This is a genomic window from Neorhizobium tomejilense (assembly GCF_964254135.1).
Lineage (GTDB): Bacteria > Pseudomonadota > Alphaproteobacteria > Rhizobiales > Rhizobiaceae > Neorhizobium > Neorhizobium tomejilense.
The window spans coordinates 2397130-2413352 of the sequence record NZ_CAXUSO020000001.1 but is presented as its reverse complement, the minus strand read 5'-3'; the positions used below and the strand labels follow the sequence as shown (position 1 = coordinate 2413352).

Below are 16223 nucleotides of genomic sequence, written 5' to 3'. Positions count from 1 at the left end.
TCGCTATCGGGCCGGATTGCGGTCGTGAAGGCTCATAGCCTCAAAGTCGGTCCTGAGCAGTAGCTCCTTTTACTCGCCGCCGATTGAACTTATTCCACTCCGATCAGCTGCTTGAAAAATTCCGGTTGCGGTGCGATATAAGCCGAAATGCCTAGTGTCGGACGCCGTCATCAGGAGGCGAGACGCCATGAGCGAAGATACCACCCTAAAACCGAAGACGAAAACCAAGACCAAGCTGGAGCGGCCGAAGCTCTACAAGGTTCTGCTCGTCAACGACGATTATACGCCGCGCGAATTCGTGACGATGGTGTTGAAAGCCGTGTTCCGGATGAGCGAGGAAACCGGCTACCGGGTAATGCTGACCGCGCACCGGATGGGGCTGGCGGTCGTCGTCGTCTGTACCAAAGACATTGCCGAGACCAAGGCGAAGGAAGCGGTCGACCTGGCCAAGGAGGCAGGTTTTCCGCTGATGTTCATCACCGAGCCCGAGGAATAGGTTACTTCCTCTTTTTCCCCGCCTTCACGCCGAGCGCTTCGGCGCTGATCCAGAACACTGCGTCCTGCGATTCCGCCGTTTCCAGCCACAGGAAGTCGAGGTCGGGGAATTCCTCCTCTAGGATTTCGCGGCCCGAGCCGATTTCGCAGATCATGCCGCCCTCGGGATTGAGATGCGCCGAGGCTTCCGCCAGCAGCCGGCGGACGAGGTCGAGGCCGTCGACGCCGCCGTCGAAGGCCATGGCCGGTTCGGAGCGGAACTCTTCCGGAAAACCGTCCATCGCCTCGTGGTCGACATAGGGCGGATTGGTGATGATCAGGTCGTATTTTTTGCTTCCGAGCGGCGTGAAGAGGTCGCCGTTCAAAAGCGTGACCTGATCTTCGACGCTATGCTCGGCAACGTTCAGCTTTGCCACTTCGAGTGCATCGGCCGACAGATCGACCGCATCGACTGCGGCATTCGGGAAGAATTTTGCGGCTAGGATGGCAAGGCAGCCGGAGCCGGTGCAGATGTCGACGGCGCTTTCGACGCCCAGCGGATCGGGCAGAAAGGACGAACCGTTTTCTCCGAGATATTCGCTGAACAGGATTTCGCCGATATGGGAGCGGGGGACGATGACCCGTTCGTCGACCAGGAAGCGGATACCTTGGATATAGGCGTGGCCGGTCAGGTAGGATGTGGGTTTGCGGGTCGTCACGCGGGCGTCGATCCGTTCGGCCAGCAGCCGCCGTTCGGCCGGCAGCAGGCGTGCGTCGAGAAACGGATCGAGCGCGTCGATCGGCAGGTCGAGGCTGTCGAGGACCAGGAAGGCGGCGTCGTCGCTGGCCGTCGTCGTGCCGTGGCCATAGCTGAGGTTTGCGGCGCTGAACCGGGAGATGGCATAACGCCAGTAATCGCGAAGGGTGACGAGTTCGCCGGTGATGTCATCCATGTTCGAAGTCTTGGTCATTTCGCGCTTCTGGTCCTGATCTTTCATTCCTAAGGGCATTGATGCTATTCGCCCTTGCCGCCGAACATCTTCTTGAGCATCTCGGCCATCGGGCCCGATGTTGGAAGGTTCGGCTTGCCGCCGCTGCTGCGGGCCTGATGGATATGCGATTGCCCGGCCGGCTTGGCGACGGGCTTCTTTTCGGGCTTAGGCTTTTCCTCATCCGGCTTGCCGCCGACCGCGAGCGCCAGCTTGTTCATCAGCTGAGAATCCTCGGCCTTCACCAGCATCTCGGCATTGTCGGCAAGCGCGTCGAGAAGAGGGGACAGCCAGGTCTGATCGACCTTGGCGAAATCGCCGAGCACATGATTGTGCACCAGTTCCTTGGCGCCTGGATGGCCGATGCCGAGGCGAAGCCTGCGATATTCCCGGCCGCAATGGGCGTCGAGCGACTTCACGCCATTGTGGCCGCCATTGCCGCCGCCTGTCTTGATGCGGGCCTTGGCCGCCGGCAGGTCCAGTTCGTCATAGATGGCGATGATGTTTTCCGGGCCGAGCTTGTAGAAACGCATCGCCTCGCCGACCGCTTCGCCGGAGAGGTTCATGAAGGTCTGCGGCTTGATCAGCAGCACCTTTTCGCCGGCGAGTTCGCCTTCCGAGATCAGCGCCTTGAACTTCTTCGACCAGGGCGAAAAGCCGGGACGGCGCTGGATCGCGTCCACGGCCATGAAGCCGATGTTGTGTCGGTTGCCCGCATATTGGGAACCGGGATTGCCGAGGCCGGCGATGATGAGCATGGAGACGTCCATCCTTGACTGCTGGCTTTTCACCACCGCGAAACGCCGCCAAAGTCAACCGGTTTCAACGCCTGAACCTCTATTGAGGCTCGCCGATGCCGTAGCGCTTCAGAATTACAGTCTGGATGCCGTCCTTGATGAGACGGTCGAGACCCGCCTGCATTCTGACGATCAGTTCGTCAGGCACATCCGGATTGCAGGCAATGCCGAGATGCTGTTCGGTGAACAGGATGACCTTTTCGATCGGCGTCCCATCCGCCTTCAGCTTCTGATAGACGCCTTCCGACATGGGCATCATGTCGATACGGTCCTGCAGCAGTTTTCGGAGCGTTGTGTCGACGTCGGCGCTGAGATCGACCTTCGGGAAGCCGGAGCTCTTCAGAAGCCCCTCGGTGTAGTCGGCGCGATGGGTGCCGACCGTGTACTGCCTAGCCTCCTCCAGGGTGGTTGCCGCGACCTTCGAACCCGCATGGCGCACGAGAATGCTGCGGTCGACGAAAAGAGGCACGACCCATTTGAAACGCGGTTCGCGTTCCGGTGTGCGGGCGGCGGCGAAGACGCAGTGCATGGATTGCGTCTCGGCCATGGCGATGGCCCGGGCCCAGGGCATGATCTCCAGCGTGTAAGGCGTGCCCGCGTCCTGCATGATGATGCTTACCTGGTCGATGCCGACGCCGCGGTAGTTGCCGCCGGGCTCCTGGTAGCTGAAGGGCGGGTAGGACTCGGTCGAAAAGACGATGGCCTGCTGGGCATGGGCGCCACACGCGAGGCTGAGGCTGGCAAGAAGCGGCGCTGCGATTTTCATCTGTCCCCCTTCCAAACGCATATGTTGTCATTTCTGACCCAGCATCTGGTCCGGAGGTGAGAACGTGTCAGCTCGCCATGGACTCGATTTCGGCCTGCCGGGTGGATAGGGCCGAGAGCAGTTCGGAAATCTCACGGGGCTTCGAGAAGAGATAGCCCTGCGCATAGTCAATGCCCATTTGCCGCAGCAACGAGCGCTGTTCTTCCGTCTCGACGCCTTCAGCGACGACCTTGCAGTTCATCTTGTGAGAAATAGCACTGATGCCTTCGACGAGCATCCTGTTCTTACTGCCTATGTCGCCCGTCTGTTCGGTGAGCGAATGGATGAAGGACTGGTCGATCTTGACGATATCGACCGGGAAACGGCTCATATAGCTCAGCGACGAATAGCCGGTGCCGAAGTCGTCGAGCGCGATGCGGCAGCCGAAGCGATGGAGTTCGTTGAGAATGGTGCGGATTTCCGGGTTGTCGTGCATCAGCACGGCTTCGGTGATTTCCACCACCAGGCGCGACGGATCGATGCCGTAGCGGCCGAGCAGGCCGGCAAGGCGTGCCGGCAGGCCGGGCTCGAATTGCAGCGGCGAGAAGTTGACCGCGACATAGGTCTCGCCCATGCCGGGCAGGCGTGAGACGCGGGCCAGGTTCGCCATCGCGTCTTCCAGGATGAGGTTGCCGATCTGGCTGATCGAGCCGGTCTCCTCGGCAACACTGATGATGCCGGCCGGCGACAGCAGGCCCTTGCGGGGATGGCGCATCCGCATCAGCGCTTCGAAGCCTGACGGGATACCGGTCTCGATGTCGACGATCGGCTGGAAATGCGCCTCGAACCAGCTTGCGGCGATGGCGACTTCGATATCGCTCTCGATTTCGGCCCGTTCCCGCGTCTGGTCGAGAATGGCGGGATCGTAGACCTGCGCGCCGTTCTTGCCGTCGCGTTTGCGGGCATACATGGCCATGTCCGACTTCTGCAGCAGTTCGGCGGCGCTGGCTGCATGGCTCGGATAGAAGGCAAGGCCGATACTGGCGCTCAACCGCACGCCGGTGCCCAGGATCCGGAAGGGAACCTCGAACATGTCGACGATCTTCTGGCTGAGTTCGGTCGCGCGGCGCTCGGCACCGTCCCCGGCGATCAGGATGGCGAATTCGTCGCCGCCGAGACGGGAGGCGGTATCGCCGTCGTTGAGCATCGGCTTCGTCCGCTCGACGAACTGGCAGAGCACGGCGTCGCCGGCTGCATGGCCGAGATTGTCGTTGATCGCCTTGAAGCGGTCGAGATCGACGAACAGGCAGGCGACCTCGGTGCGCGCCCTGTCGGCCTCGGCGATCTTCTGGTCGAGCGTCGCCTCGAAACCCTGGCGGTTCAGGAGCCCGGTCAGATGGTCGGAGATGGCCTGCTGACGATTGCGCAGTTCCGATTGCCTGAGTTCCGTGACATCCGTCATGACGCTCAGCGAGCCGGGAATGTTGCCGCCGGCAGTGCCAAGCTCGGTCTCGACGATCAGCACGTCCATCAGGCGGCTGTCGGCGCACAGGAACCGGACCGTGACTTCGATCGCCGGGCCGCTCGATTTTGCCTGCTGCTTGCGCCGTGCATAAATCTGACGGTCCGCAGGGGCCACGAGTTCGGAAAAGGGATGGCCGATCACGTCTTCGCGGCGATAGCCGGTCGCGAGAAGCCAATAGTCGCTGACCGCGGCGATCTGGTCGCCTCGGGTCAGCGAAAACAGCATGGCCGGCGTCAGGTTGTAGATTTCCGTGGTCTGCTGATGGGCGCGCTTCAGTTCGCGTTCCTCGCGCTCCAGCAGCGTCTGCATTTCGTTGAAGCTCTTCGCCAGCCGCCCCATTTCGTCGTTCGAACGCCAGTCGACATGGTGGCGCGAACCGAGCCTGCGGGTCGCCTCGATCGCAGCGGTCAACCGCATCAGCGGCTTGATGACCATGACGCGATTGCCGAGGATCGCCGCGCCGAAGACCGTCAGAATGGTGATGATGAAGATGGAGATGAAGGCCATTTCCATCTGGTGCAGGGCGGAGAACCAGCCAAGCTTCGGCACATAGACGGTAATGCTGCCGACACTGCGGGTGCCCTGCTGCGATTTGTAGAAGATGGGCTCGGAGATCGCCTCAAGGCCGCGGAAATCGGCCGGATTGACGTCGACTTCGGAAATATTCAGCTTGCCCGTATTGTCGCTGATCTGCACGCCGTTGATGGCGGGATCGGCGATCAGCATCGAGGCGACCTGGTGGATGCTGTCGGTGTCGAGATCCCAGAGTGGCTTGCCGAGAGCCTGGGAATTGGTCACCAGCACGACGTTGACATGTTCGCTGAGGTTCTTGGCGGCCTGCTGGGAGGAAAGCGCCAGGAAAAGCGTGAACAGCGGTGCGACGACGACCAGAAGGGCGCCTGAAATGATCGCAATAAAACGACTCTCAACGGAATGAGTCACCGTCTTCCCCGCATTCATCGTCTGGCTGCCGCCGGACTTTCCCCGTCATGCTGAAGTAGCGTGCATCGTTTCACCTATTCATTAAACTTCACTGAAACGACAATGCCAAGATTCGAACGAATTACGGAAGCAGCGTTACTAAACTGTATTCGATGGACAATAAAAAACCCGCTTTCTTGCGAAAGCGGGTCCCATTTCAAGAATTTCGGCCTGCTTATTCAGCAGAAGCCGGTTCTTCCTCGGTAACGCCTGCAGCCGGGGCGACGATCGTCGCGATGGTGAAGTCGCGGTCGGAGATGACCGGACGTACGCCAGCCGGCAACTTGACGGCGGAGATGTGGAGGCTGTCGCCGATCTTCGCGCCCGTCAGGTCGAGGGTCAGGAATTCCGGAATGTCGTTGGCCGGGCAAAGCAGCTCGACTTCGTGACGGACGATGTTGAGAACGCCGCCGATCTTGATGCCCGGGGACTTCTCTTCGTTGACGAAGTGAACCGGAACTTCAACGGAAACTTCCGTGTTGCCCGAGACGCGCAGAAAATCCACGTGCATGGTGAAGTCGCGGACCGGATCGAGCTGATAGTCCTTCGGGAGGACCTGGATCTTCTCGCCGTTGACGTCGATCGTGGCAACCGTGGTCATGAAACCGCCGGCATGGATGCGCTTCGTCACTTCGTTGGTCGACAGAGCGATCGCGAGGGGGGACTGCTTGTCACCATAGATGACAGCAGGAATGAAACCGTTGCGGCGAAGTTCACGGGAGGACCCCTTACCTACCCGTTCGCGCGCCTCGGCCTTGAGCTCGTATGATGCGTGGCTCATGGCATATCCTTTCGAGGTTGTTTGGAGAGTTTTTCGCAAGCATTGTCGGCTCACGTCAAACTGAAGGGCATCATCCGATGCGCTTCATCCGCGTTGCCTCCAAGGGTGTCTACGCGGACCGGCGCGCTATAATACAATGAGCAGGGATGTGCAAGCTTTTCGGCCTGAAAACAAAGGACTTGCGCTTGACTTCGGCGGCCCGACTTCCATTTTGTGCCCGTTGAACGAGGGAAGGGCTTGATTCATGAAACGGACTTTGATCGCGGCCAGCGTAATGGCTGCGTCCTGCGTATACCCAGTTGCGGCGGCTGAGATCAACGACAAGGGGGCCCGCACCCTCAAGGAAAGCCTCATCCACTTCCTGCCGGATACGGTCAAGTCGACGGGTTTCCTGACCGTCAAGCCGGCCGGCGAACGCTACGAGATCAGCTACGATTTCGCCAAGCTCCTCAAGTCCATCAACAAGAAAGACTTCACTGTTTCCGGCCTGAAGCCGTATTCGGTCTTCGCCGCCCCCCTCGACAATGGCCAGTGGAAGTTCAACAGCGACAGCGACATGAATCTCACCGTCAAGGGCAAGATGCCCGACGGCAAGCCGACGAACATCAACTACTCCGTCACCGACATGGTGTTTTCCGGCATTTTCGATCCGGCGATCAGTTACTTCCGATCGGGCGAGGCGACGTCCGGCCCGATCCGCATGGTCTCGAAGAGCGGCTCTGAAGAAGTCGAGGCGAGCTTTGCCGGCATGAACTATTCACTAGCGTCCACGGCGAGTGCGGCAGCCGGCGGCACGGATTTCACCGGCAAGGGCTCGTTCCTGCGCTTCTACGAACGGATTGCGACGCCGAAAACCCCGCCGATACAGATCCGCGCCGAAAGCCTCGATTTCGACGTCGGCGTCCAGGGCGTGATGGCCGAGAAAACCCGTACTCTTGTCGTGTTCATGCTGGAACTCGTCAAGAATGAAAAGCCGTCGCAGGCCGAGATCACCAAGCTCAAGGATCTCATTCGCGGCGCGATGCCGTTCTTCACGGCGCTTTCCGAAAAGATCAGCTTCAACCAGTTCACCGTGGCAAGTCCGCTCGGCGATTTCGGCGTCAACAAGCTCGACTACACGTTCACGATGAGCGAGCCCGCCGAGGCAACCCGGATCGGCTTCGGTGCCCGCATCGAGACCATCTTGACGCCAGACGGCATCATTCCCCCGCTCTACGCTCAGTTGGTGCCGGACATGGCGGAAATGGAATTCGGGATCGCGGATCTCAACTTCCAGCGCTTCATCGACACCTTCATGGACATCGACTTTTCAAAGCCCGACCCGTTGCCGGATTCGGAGGGCGAGCGTCTGGGCAAGGCCTTTCTCAATGAGGGGCAGCTGACCGTCGATTTCCCGCGGATTGCCGCGAGATCGGCTCTCTACGACGTTGAAGCCTCCGGCAAGGTCAAGGGTTACCCGGAGGAGAAGGAACGCTACACGCTCGAGACCTCGATCCTTGCCCGCGACATCGACAAGCTGATCCAGTATTTCCAGACCGCCGCCAAGAGCGACCCCGAATTCAATCAGGTTTCGTTTGCGATGATGATGGCGAAGGGCATGGCGAAGACCGAGCCGGACGGCCGCCTGCGCTGGGACATCAAGTTCGAGGACGGCAAGAACTTCAGCGTCAACGGGCAGCCGATCCAGTGATCTGAGACCCGTCCACACCTTCTTATGCCGGCTGTACGTTTGCCAGTCAGCCGGCATTTACCATTCCAAGGAACGTTTCGAACATGTTTCGGTGCTAGAACTTCTCAATCAAAACAGTTGAAAAGTATCAAGCATTCATGTTTCGCGTTTTTTCCTGCATCTTCGTCGAGCACGATCTTCGGTATATCGCTTCCGCGGTTTTGATCTGCGTGATCGGCTCCTTCCTGACCATCCGGCTTTTTTCCCGCGCCCGAAGAGGGAACGGGATCGAGAAGGCCATCTGGCTTTTTCTCGCGGGCTTCATGGGGGGATCGACCACCTGGACGACGCATTTTCTGGCCATGCTCGGTTATCTATCAGGTGGGCAGGCGGGATATGAGCCGGCTCAAACCCTTTTTTCTTTCATGATCGCGGTCGCCACGGCCACGATCGGGCTGAGTATTGCAAGTTATGGCGGCCGGTCCCTGCTTGCCGAGGCCGGCGGGATGGTGATGGGGCTTGGCATCGCTGCGATGCATTACACGGGCATGGCCGCTTATGAGGTGCAGGGCAGCATCGACTGGGATCGCGGCTACGTCATTGCATCGTTGATCTTTGCCGGTCTATTCGGCGTGTTGACGACCAACCGCGTCGTGCGTCCGGTGACGCGCTTCTGCAAATACAGCTCCGTGCTGGCGATGATCCTGGCGATCGCCACGACCCATTTCACCGCCATGGGCGCGATCGATGTCGTCCTTGACCCCCGCGCCTTGCTGCAGAACGAGGCCGTTCCGCCGGTCGTGCTCGGTTTCGGCGTGCTGTCGCTGATGCTGATCCTGCTGGCGCTGACGGCGGCGACCTACCTCATCGATGCCCGCACGACCCAGGCCGCCGTCGAACAGTATCGCCGCCTTTCCCTGCACGATGCGCTGACAGGGCTTGCCAATCGCGCCGCCTTCAACGAGCAGCTCGCCGATATCGCCATGCGTCCTGCCGACCTCGCCTCCCGCATCGCGGTGCTTTCCTTCGATCTCAATCGCTTCAAGGAAGTCAACGACGTCCACGGCCATGCGGCCGGCGACGAGGTCTTGCGCAGGATCGGCGGCAGGCTTGCCCAGGCGGTCGGCGAGGGCGAATTCATCGCCCGTGTCGGCGGCGACGAGTTCGTCGCGCTGAAGCATCTGTACTACAAGCGCTCCGACGCGATGACGCTTGCCAATCGCCTGCTTGCCGAAATCTGCAAGCCGATCGAGTGGAACGGGAATACGCTCACAGTCGGCTCGAGCGTCGGTATCGCGCTCTACCCCGAGGAAGCAAAGACGATCGACGATCTCGTGGCGCAGGCGGATGTCGCCATGTATCGCGCCAAGCAATCCGGCGACAGCGTGGTGTGCTTCTACGATTCCTCGATGGACCAGGCTGCCCGCGAACGCAACGCGCTTGCCATGGACATGCGCTCCGGTCTCGTGGCCGGGCAGTTCGAACTCTATTATCAGCGGCAAAACGATACGTTCTCCGAAGAGGTGGTCGGTTTCGAGGTTCTGCTGCGTTGGAACCATCCGACACGCGGCCTGGTCAATCCCGGCGAATTCATCCCGATCGCAGAACGCACCGGCTTCATCGTCGAGCTTGGCGAATGGGTGCTCCGGAGCGCCTGCCTGGAGGCTGCGACGTGGAAAAACCCGTTCGGCATTGCCGTCAACGTCGCCGCCCAGCAGCTTGCCGATCCGAGATTTCCGACCAAGGTTCGCGATATCCTCAAAGAGACGGGGCTCGGCGCTGACCGGCTGGAGCTCGAGATCACCGAATCCGGCATCATTGGTGACCATCAGCGGGCGCTTCAGATCGTTCGCCATCTGAAGAGCCTCGGCGTCAAGATCGCCATGGACGACTACGGCACCGGTTATTCGTCGCTTTCGACGCTGATGTCCTTCCCGTTCGACAAGATCAAGATCGACCGAACCTTCGTCGACGGACTTTCCAACAACGAACAGTCGGCGGCGATCGTGCGCTCGACGCTGATCCTTGCCTCGAGTCTCCACATCCCGGTGCTTGCGGAAGGGGTGGAGACCGATGCGCATATCGCCTTCCTGCGCAAGGAAGGCTGCATGCAGGTCCAGGGCTATCTGTTCGGCAAGCCCGGCCCGCGGGCCGGGATCGAGCATATCGTCAATGGTGAAGCCCGGGACGAGAGCGCCCGATTGGCCGCCAAGGTCGCCTGAGCTCGGCGTCAGCGCCGCGGTTCACCACCCGGGGCATAGACCGTCTTCTGTTCGAAACGGAACTTGTGGCCGCACTGGCTGCAGCGGATCATGTATTTGCGCGGATCGGTCGAGGCGAATTCCGTCAGAAAACCTTTCGGCAGCTCATCGATGCGGAAATCGCGATTGCCCTGCCGCCTGTCGTCGGTCTCGGAAACCTCGGCGAAACCGACATTGCCGCACTGGGAACATTCGAGCTTTCGGGAATAACGGTCGCGAGCGGCCATGCTTGTCTCCTTCTTCGGGGGGCCTTCTAGCCGAAGCTTTGGCACAAAGCAAAACGCCGGAACCAGGTTCCGGCGTTTTCCATCGACGATTTACAGTTACTTCAGACAGGCCCTCTAGCGGCGGCACTCGCCGGACGCGACGACGCTGTAGCCGGCGTTTGCCGCTTCGCAGGCGTTCGGGAAAGTCTGGGTGCGTCCACCCTGCTGGCCGCAGACGGGACGGTATTCTCGCGTGCAGAAGCGGGGCTCTCCGGGCCTGCCGGGACGGCCAGGCTGGTTCCAGTCCGGACGATCCGGGCGATCCGGGCGGTCGGGACGATCGGGCCTGCCGGGTTGGTTCCAGTCCGGGCGGTCCGGTCTCTGCGGGCGATCCCAGTCGGGACGGTCCGGCCTGCCGGGGCGATCCGGAGTTCCCGGGCGGTCCCAATCCGGGCGATCAGGTCTCTGGGGACGGTTCCAGTCCGGACGAGGCCGTTCCGGCGGATAATAGCCGCCAGGCCGGCTGCTGCTATCGACGCATGCCGACAGCAGCGGGATCAGAAGGAAAATGGCCAGTTTCTTCGACAGGCCGATCAAGGAAGACATCGCGACTCACCCTCAGTTTGCGTTCGGAGGCGAGTCTATCCAAATACTTGTGGCAGAAGAAGGTCAGTCGAACAGGCTGGAGACGGAGGATTCCATTGCCGTACGGTTGATCGCCTCGCCAAGCAGGTTGGCGGTGGTGATAACCCGGATGTTGTGCGCCGACTGGACGGCCGTGGTCGGCTGGATCGAGTCGGTGATCACCAATTCCTTGAGCTTGGAAGCAGCGATGCGGGCAACCGCGCCGCCGGAGAGCACGCCGTGGGTGATGTAGGCGGTGACGCTGGTGGCGCCGTTTTTCAGAAGCGCTTCGGCCGCGTTGCAGAGCGTGCCGCCGGAATCGACGATATCGTCGATCAGCAGGCAGTCCTTGCCGGAGATGTCGCCGATGACGTTCATCACTTCGGACTCGCCGGCGCGTTCGCGGCGCTTGTCGACGATCGCCAGCTGACAGTCGATGCGCTTGGCGAGCGCACGCGCTCGAACCACGCCGCCGACGTCGGGCGAGACAACCATGACGTTGTTGAGGTCGTAGTGTTCCTTGACGTCACGGGCGAGCACCGGCACCGCGAAGAGATTGTCGGTGGGGATATCGAAAAAGCCCTGGATCTGGCCTGCATGCAGGTCGAGCGTCAGGACGCGGTCGGCGCCGGCCTCGGTGATCAGGTTGGCGACGAGCTTCGCCGAGATCGGGGTACGCGGGCCGGCCTTGCGGTCCTGGCGGGCGTAGCCGAAATAGGGCAGGACCGCGGTGATGCGCCGGGCGGAGGACCGCCGGAACGCATCGATCATGATCAGCAGTTCCATCAGGTGGTCGTTGGTCGGGAAGGACGTGGACTGGATGATGAAGACATCTTCGCCACGCACGTTTTCCTGAATTTCAACGAAGATTTCCTGGTCTGCAAATCGCCTTACGCTGGCTTTTCCGACTGGAACATTAAGATAGCTGCAGATCGCGTCGGCGAGATGCCGGTTCGAATTGCCTGCGAAAACCTTCATTGCGGTCCGCCTGTTTTGAAGCTGGATGCGGGCCTTTTACCGCCGCGGCCTTCGAATGCAAGTGCGTTTCGCACCCGCTCACTCTTTTTTATGAAGAAACTGTGACCCGTGGCTTTTGAGGTTCAGTCCAGGATCGGCCGGCCGGACCGTTCAGCCCCGGGATTGGCGCCAGGCCACATAGTCGTGGATCGTCTTGGCGGCGATGGTCTCCATGGTCGAGGCGGGGACCGATGTCCAGGGGTCCTGGCCGCTGCCGGGCACGCTTTCCTGGCCCTGCATGCGGTGCAGCCGGGCGCCGGAACCGTCGAGAATATCCCAGACATAGACGATGGTGACCTTGCCGCTGTCGGAGAAGGCGGAGAAATAGCCTTTCAGGATGTGCTCGGTGCTGCTGTCGCTCGACGGCCGGATCGTCAGTCCGTTAGCGCGGGCCTGAGCGCCGAGCTGGCGGGACAGCGGCGTCACCGCCTGGACCGGAGCGCCGATGATCGGCAGGAAGCGGACGGTCGGGCCGGATGCGGGCGGCAGTGAGGCGCTCTGCTGTTGACCGGATTGTTGCTGCTGGGGCGCGGGCTGCTGCGCCTGAGGTTGCTGCGCCTGGGTCTGCTGTTGGCCCTGGCTCCCCTGGCCCTCCCATTGCGGCGGGGCGCCGGAGGAGGAGGGCGAGACGGCGCTGCCGGATTCCAGCGCCCGCGCCTGGGCTTCGAGCGTGTTCTGGGGGCCGGAGCGATAGCCGCCGCTATAGGTTTCCGGCTGCGCCGAGCTCGCCATCCGGTCGGCTTCGGCCTGGGTCACCGGCGAGGAGGCCCTCGCGCCGCCACCGACATTCGCCTGCGGCGTCAATGCTTCCGTCGTGTTGCAGGAGGCAAGCATGAGCGCCAGCAGGGCAGCGGACAGCAGTGTTCCGAAAAGCCGCATATCCGTCTCCCCTGCCGTAGATTCCTCGGCCGGAGCTTAGGGTTGGCGTTCCCAACCTGTCAATTGCCTGATTTTCGAAGCGTTCAGCGCTGAATGAGCTCCAGGGTGTGGCGGGAAAGTGGCTGCGGATCGCCTTCGGTCGTCAGGTAGGTGTGGCCGAGGGTCATGGCGGCGCCGCTGTCGGAATCCATGATGATCATGTGCACGAACAGCGTCATGTCCGGCAGAATTTCCTGCGGATTGCCGAAGTGGAACATCTGGTGCTCCATCCAGGAAGGCGAGAACCGCGCGCCGAGCGAATAACCGCAGGCGTTGAGGCGGTGACGCGACAGGCCGCGCTCGTCGAGAATGCGGGCATGGGTGTCGAAGACGTCGCCGAAAGTCTGACCGGGGTGCAGAACTTCCTCGATCGCCGTGATGGTTTCGAGGCAGGCCTTGTGGAGCTCGCGGTGGCGAGGCGACGGCTCGCCGACGATGACCGTGCGCATCATCGCCGCATGGTAATGCGCGGCCGCACCGGCCCATTCGAGCGTCAGCTGGTCGGTCGCGTCGAGCTTGCGGCGTCCGGCCTTGTAGCGGCAGAGCAGCGCGTCGGTGCCGGAGCCGATGATGAATTCGTTGGCGGGATAATCGCCGCCGCCGAGAAAGACCGCGCCCTGCATGGCGGCGAGGATCTCCGCCTCGTCGCCGCCGGCCTTGATCAGCGGCAGCGCCGCGTCGAGCGCGTCGTCGGCAAGCTCGGCGGCGCGCCTGGCATAGGCGATCTCGGCCGGGCTTTTGACGAGGCGCAGCGTGCTGACCAGATAGGAAGCGTCGCTGATCTGGCCGAAGGTGGCGAGCTGGTTGTCGAGCAGGCGGGCAACACGGCCGGTCATGCCGTGGGTATCGTATTCGACGCCGATCCTGGCGCCGAGCAGGTCCATGTCGCTCAACAGGTTCTTGAGGTCGAGGGTGGGATCGGCATTCACCCGGTCCACCCAGACGACGATGTTCTCGACGATCGAGGTGTGGCGGGCCTGGCGCAGGTCGGCCGAGCGGGTGAGCAGCGTCATCGCCCCGTCCGCCTTGACGATCAGGGTCTGGAAAAAGCAGTAGCCGAACGTGTCGTAGCCGGTCAGCCAGTACATGCTTTCCTGGGCGAAGATCAAAAGCGCATCCAGCTTGTCGGCGCGCATCTTCTCCGTCAGCCGCGTCAGCCGGTCGGCGTATTCGCTCCTCTCGAAATGCAGGGCCATATCAATTCTCCCGAAGTGCGATTGCTGAAATCTGGCGGCCGTAATCCGGCTCTTTGGCATGGGTGGTGCGGCGGTAGGAATAGAACCGTTCCGCATCCGGATAGGTATCGAGACCGAGGCTTTGGGCCCGCACGCCTGCTGCCGTCAATCGCTTGATGGTCAGCGACGGCAGGTCGAACATAGAATGCCCCGCACTCGATGACGGCGTGAAGAAAGCCTCGTAGGAGGGGTCGTAGCTCAGGAACCGTTCGACGAATTCCGGTCCGACCTCGTAACTTTTCGGACCGATCGAGGGGCCGAGGACGGCGGTGATGTTTTCGCGCGCCGCACCCAGCGAGATCATCGCCTCGACGGTATTTTCGAGCACGCCGGTCAACGCGCCCTTCCAGCCGGCATGGGCAGCCCCGATCACGCCGTTCTCGCCGTCGGCAAACAGGATCGGGCCGCAGTCGGCAGCAAGCACGCCGAGTGCCATGCCCGGCACACTCGTCACCATCGCGTCGACCTTCGGCCGTTCGCCGGCATAGGTCTCGTCGACGACGAAGACGTCGGGCGAATGGACCTGATGCACGGTCGCCAGCTTTTCGAGCGGCAGGCCGAACCACGCTGCAACGCGGGCCCGATTCTCGGTGACCCTCGCACGGTCGTCGTCGGAGCCGATACCGACGTTGAGGCCGGCATAGAGGCCTTGCGAAACGCCGCCCTTGCGGGTGAAGAAACCGTGGCGGATACGGGTGCCGGCCCTGTCGTTCAACAGGGGGCTCTCGATTGGCTCCGGCAAGGGTATGTCCTGCATCGGCGTTGTCTATCCCGTTGATTTGAAGAGGTTTTGGGCGCTCTCTCAAGGCCTGCCCACTGCTTCGATCTAGGGCGAGAGTGGCGCAAGAAAAGGGCGGATGTCAATCGGTTGATGAATTGACGGCCGCGGTTTACTCCACCGCGCGAAACGGCATCAGCTTCAATGCCGGGCTCGATACCGCAATGACTTTGAAGAGTTCGCCCATCTTGCCGGCGCCTTCGCCGGCCAGCCGGTCGACGGCGGCCGCGATCAGGCGCTGCTCGGTGGGCTCCTTGTCCCTGGCAAGCGCGTTTGCCCGCTCGGCAAGGCCGAGGCCGAAAAGAAAATCGCCCTGGTGCAGGCCGCCGTTCAGGTGAACGCCCGTGGAGACGGCAATGCGCGCGAGGTCCTCGAAATCGACGTGGCTGGTGAGATCCGCCTCGCCGGGATTTTCGAGCGGCGGATCGTAGTCGTGGTGGCGGATGGCCTGCAGCGTATCGCCGAAACCGGTGACCAGATGGCCGTAGTCGATGATCAGAGCCGTGCCGCCGAAGGTCCGCAAGCGTTCGCATAGCGTCAGCATCACCGCCTGGCGGGCCGGGGAAAGTTCGAAGATCGTGCCGTCGGGAACGCCGGCGACGGGCGAGGGCAGCAGCTGCGGGTCGAGCGTGGCGATGCCGACGGCAAAACCGAGTTCGTCCTCGGCGGTCAGGCCGACGAGACGTTCGCGAAAACCGGTCGGCGTCTTGACGAACTGGCGGATCGGGATCGCATCGAACAGCTCGTTGGCGGCGATCAGCGTAAAACCTTCGGGAATGTCCTCAAAGCTCTCGTGCCAGGAGATTTTGGTGGAGAAGGCTTCGAGCGTGATGCGCTGTACGCCGCGCAGGCGCTCGCTGGTCTCGACCAGATGCACGTGCAGGTCTTCGAAAAACCGGGGCGCGATGCGTTTGATCACCCGCAGCATGTCGGCCATCATCGTGCCGCGGCCGGGGCCGATCTCCACCAGCCGGACGCCCGTCGGCGTGCCGTGCTGCTGCCAGGCATGCACCATGAAGACGCCGACCATCTCGCCGAACAGCTGGCTGATCTCCGGCGCGGTGATGAAGTCACCATGGCGGCCGAAAGGTTCGCGGGTGCGATAATAACCGTATTCCGGATCGGCGAGGCACAGCGCGAAATAGTCGGTCACGCTGATCGGGCCGTTGGTGCGGATCAGGGTCTTGATCTTCTCTGTGAGGGGAGTGCTCACCGGATGTGCC

At 61.7% G+C, this 16223-nt stretch carries 15 protein-coding genes; 3 read left to right on the top strand and 12 right to left on the bottom strand.

The features are described 5' to 3' along the window. The first annotated feature begins 187 nt into the window (after positions 1-187). The gene (gene clpS, locus ACSQ3G_RS12275; protein ID WP_038588323.1) at positions 188-496 is read left to right on the top strand and encodes an ATP-dependent Clp protease adapter ClpS; all 309 of its coding nucleotides are present in this window, start codon (positions 188-190) and stop codon (positions 494-496) included. A gap of 1 nt (position 497) precedes the next feature. Here the strand turns inward: clpS and prmB are convergent, their stop codons facing one another. The 5 genes from prmB to ACSQ3G_RS12250 all read right to left on the bottom strand — a co-directional run bounded on the left by prmB (position 498) and on the right by ACSQ3G_RS12250 (position 6292). After that, positions 498-1445, bottom strand: coding sequence for a 50S ribosomal protein L3 N(5)-glutamine methyltransferase (prmB, locus tag ACSQ3G_RS12270; protein ID WP_436110231.1), 948 nt, complete (start codon positions 1443-1445; stop codon positions 498-500). Positions 1446-1489: 44 nt separating this feature from the next. Next, on the bottom strand, positions 1490-2221 hold the full coding sequence (pth, locus tag ACSQ3G_RS12265; RefSeq protein WP_436110230.1) for an aminoacyl-tRNA hydrolase: 732 nt from the start codon (positions 2219-2221) through the stop codon (positions 1490-1492). A 79-nt stretch (positions 2222-2300) separates the two neighbouring features. Then, the gene (locus tag ACSQ3G_RS12260; RefSeq protein WP_436110229.1) at positions 2301-3026 is read right to left on the bottom strand and encodes a substrate-binding periplasmic protein; all 726 of its coding nucleotides are present in this window, start codon (positions 3024-3026) and stop codon (positions 2301-2303) included. Positions 3027-3093: 67 nt separating this feature from the next. Then, complete coding sequence (locus tag ACSQ3G_RS12255; RefSeq protein WP_436110228.1) at positions 3094-5472, bottom strand: EAL domain-containing protein; 2379 nt, start codon at positions 5470-5472, stop codon at positions 3094-3096. Between the two features lie 214 nt (positions 5473-5686). Continuing rightward, the gene (locus tag ACSQ3G_RS12250) at positions 5687-6292 is read right to left on the bottom strand and encodes a 50S ribosomal protein L25/general stress protein Ctc (protein WP_436110227.1); all 606 of its coding nucleotides are present in this window, start codon (positions 6290-6292) and stop codon (positions 5687-5689) included. Between the two features lie 244 nt (positions 6293-6536). Between ACSQ3G_RS12250 and ACSQ3G_RS12245 the strand changes: the two genes are divergently transcribed. Both ACSQ3G_RS12245 and ACSQ3G_RS12240 read left to right on the top strand, forming a co-directional pair. Then, on the top strand, positions 6537-7982 hold the full coding sequence (locus ACSQ3G_RS12245) for a hypothetical protein (protein ID WP_436110226.1): 1446 nt from the start codon (positions 6537-6539) through the stop codon (positions 7980-7982). Positions 7983-8119: 137 nt separating this feature from the next. Further along, entirely contained in the window at positions 8120-10183 is a 2064-nt protein-coding gene (locus ACSQ3G_RS12240) for a putative bifunctional diguanylate cyclase/phosphodiesterase (protein ID WP_436110225.1), read from the top strand. Between the two features lie 8 nt (positions 10184-10191). On the opposite strand, the gene ACSQ3G_RS12235 is transcribed toward ACSQ3G_RS12240, so the two are convergent. From ACSQ3G_RS12235 to ACSQ3G_RS12205, 7 genes are all read right to left on the bottom strand, one after another. Further along, on the bottom strand, positions 10192-10449 hold the full coding sequence (locus tag ACSQ3G_RS12235) for a hypothetical protein (RefSeq protein ID WP_037076303.1): 258 nt from the start codon (positions 10447-10449) through the stop codon (positions 10192-10194). Between the two features lie 114 nt (positions 10450-10563). Then, positions 10564-11034: a Kazal-type serine protease inhibitor family protein gene (locus ACSQ3G_RS12230; RefSeq protein ID WP_436110224.1), complete on the bottom strand. Its 471-nt coding sequence runs from the start codon at positions 11032-11034 to the stop codon at positions 10564-10566. A 63-nt stretch (positions 11035-11097) separates the two neighbouring features. Further along, the gene (locus ACSQ3G_RS12225) at positions 11098-12030 is read right to left on the bottom strand and encodes a ribose-phosphate pyrophosphokinase (RefSeq protein ID WP_105437731.1); all 933 of its coding nucleotides are present in this window, start codon (positions 12028-12030) and stop codon (positions 11098-11100) included. Between the two features lie 150 nt (positions 12031-12180). Next, positions 12181-12948 carry a hypothetical protein gene (locus ACSQ3G_RS12220; RefSeq protein WP_436110223.1) on the bottom strand — a complete coding sequence of 256 codons (768 nt, stop codon included), beginning with the start codon at positions 12946-12948 and terminating at the stop codon, positions 12181-12183. An 83-nt stretch (positions 12949-13031) separates the two neighbouring features. Then, complete coding sequence (locus ACSQ3G_RS12215) at positions 13032-14183, bottom strand: M24 family metallopeptidase (RefSeq protein WP_436110222.1); 1152 nt, start codon at positions 14181-14183, stop codon at positions 13032-13034. Position 14184: 1 nt separating this feature from the next. After that, positions 14185-14979, bottom strand: coding sequence for a peptidoglycan editing factor PgeF (pgeF, locus tag ACSQ3G_RS12210; protein WP_436110221.1), 795 nt, complete (start codon positions 14977-14979; stop codon positions 14185-14187). A gap of 133 nt (positions 14980-15112) precedes the next feature. After that, positions 15113-16213, bottom strand: a complete 1101-nt coding sequence (locus ACSQ3G_RS12205) for a class I SAM-dependent methyltransferase (RefSeq protein ID WP_436110220.1) — start codon at positions 16211-16213, stop codon at positions 15113-15115. Between the last annotated feature and the right edge of the window lie 10 nt (positions 16214-16223).

What these genes read in the sequence shown, in the direction of transcription:
- ACSQ3G_RS12240 (WP_436110225.1), top strand. Translation starts at nt 8,120, where the DNA reads ATGTTTCGCGTTTTTTCCTGCATCTTCGTCGAGCACGATCTTCGGTAT.
- ACSQ3G_RS12260 (WP_436110229.1), bottom strand. Translation starts at nt 3,026, where the DNA reads ATGAAAATCGCAGCGCCGCTTCTTGCCAGCCTCAGCCTCGCGTGTGGC.
- ACSQ3G_RS12235 (WP_037076303.1), bottom strand. Translation starts at nt 10,449, where the DNA reads ATGGCCGCTCGCGACCGTTATTCCCGAAAGCTCGAATGTTCCCAGTGC.
- ACSQ3G_RS12220 (WP_436110223.1), bottom strand. Translation starts at nt 12,948, where the DNA reads ATGCGGCTTTTCGGAACACTGCTGTCCGCTGCCCTGCTGGCGCTCATG.
- ACSQ3G_RS12250 (WP_436110227.1), bottom strand. Translation starts at nt 6,292, where the DNA reads ATGAGCCACGCATCATACGAGCTCAAGGCCGAGGCGCGCGAACGGGTA.
- prmB (WP_436110231.1), bottom strand. Translation starts at nt 1,445, where the DNA reads ATGACCAAGACTTCGAACATGGATGACATCACCGGCGAACTCGTCACC.
- pth (WP_436110230.1), bottom strand. Translation starts at nt 2,221, where the DNA reads ATGCTCATCATCGCCGGCCTCGGCAATCCCGGTTCCCAATATGCGGGC.
- pgeF (WP_436110221.1), bottom strand. Translation starts at nt 14,979, where the DNA reads ATGCAGGACATACCCTTGCCGGAGCCAATCGAGAGCCCCCTGTTGAAC.
- ACSQ3G_RS12225 (WP_105437731.1), bottom strand. Translation starts at nt 12,030, where the DNA reads ATGAAGGTTTTCGCAGGCAATTCGAACCGGCATCTCGCCGACGCGATC.
- clpS (WP_038588323.1), top strand. Translation starts at nt 188, where the DNA reads ATGAGCGAAGATACCACCCTAAAACCGAAGACGAAAACCAAGACCAAG.
- ACSQ3G_RS12230 (WP_436110224.1), bottom strand. Translation starts at nt 11,034, where the DNA reads ATGTCTTCCTTGATCGGCCTGTCGAAGAAACTGGCCATTTTCCTTCTG.
- ACSQ3G_RS12215 (WP_436110222.1), bottom strand. Translation starts at nt 14,183, where the DNA reads ATGGCCCTGCATTTCGAGAGGAGCGAATACGCCGACCGGCTGACGCGG.
- ACSQ3G_RS12245 (WP_436110226.1), top strand. Translation starts at nt 6,537, where the DNA reads ATGAAACGGACTTTGATCGCGGCCAGCGTAATGGCTGCGTCCTGCGTA.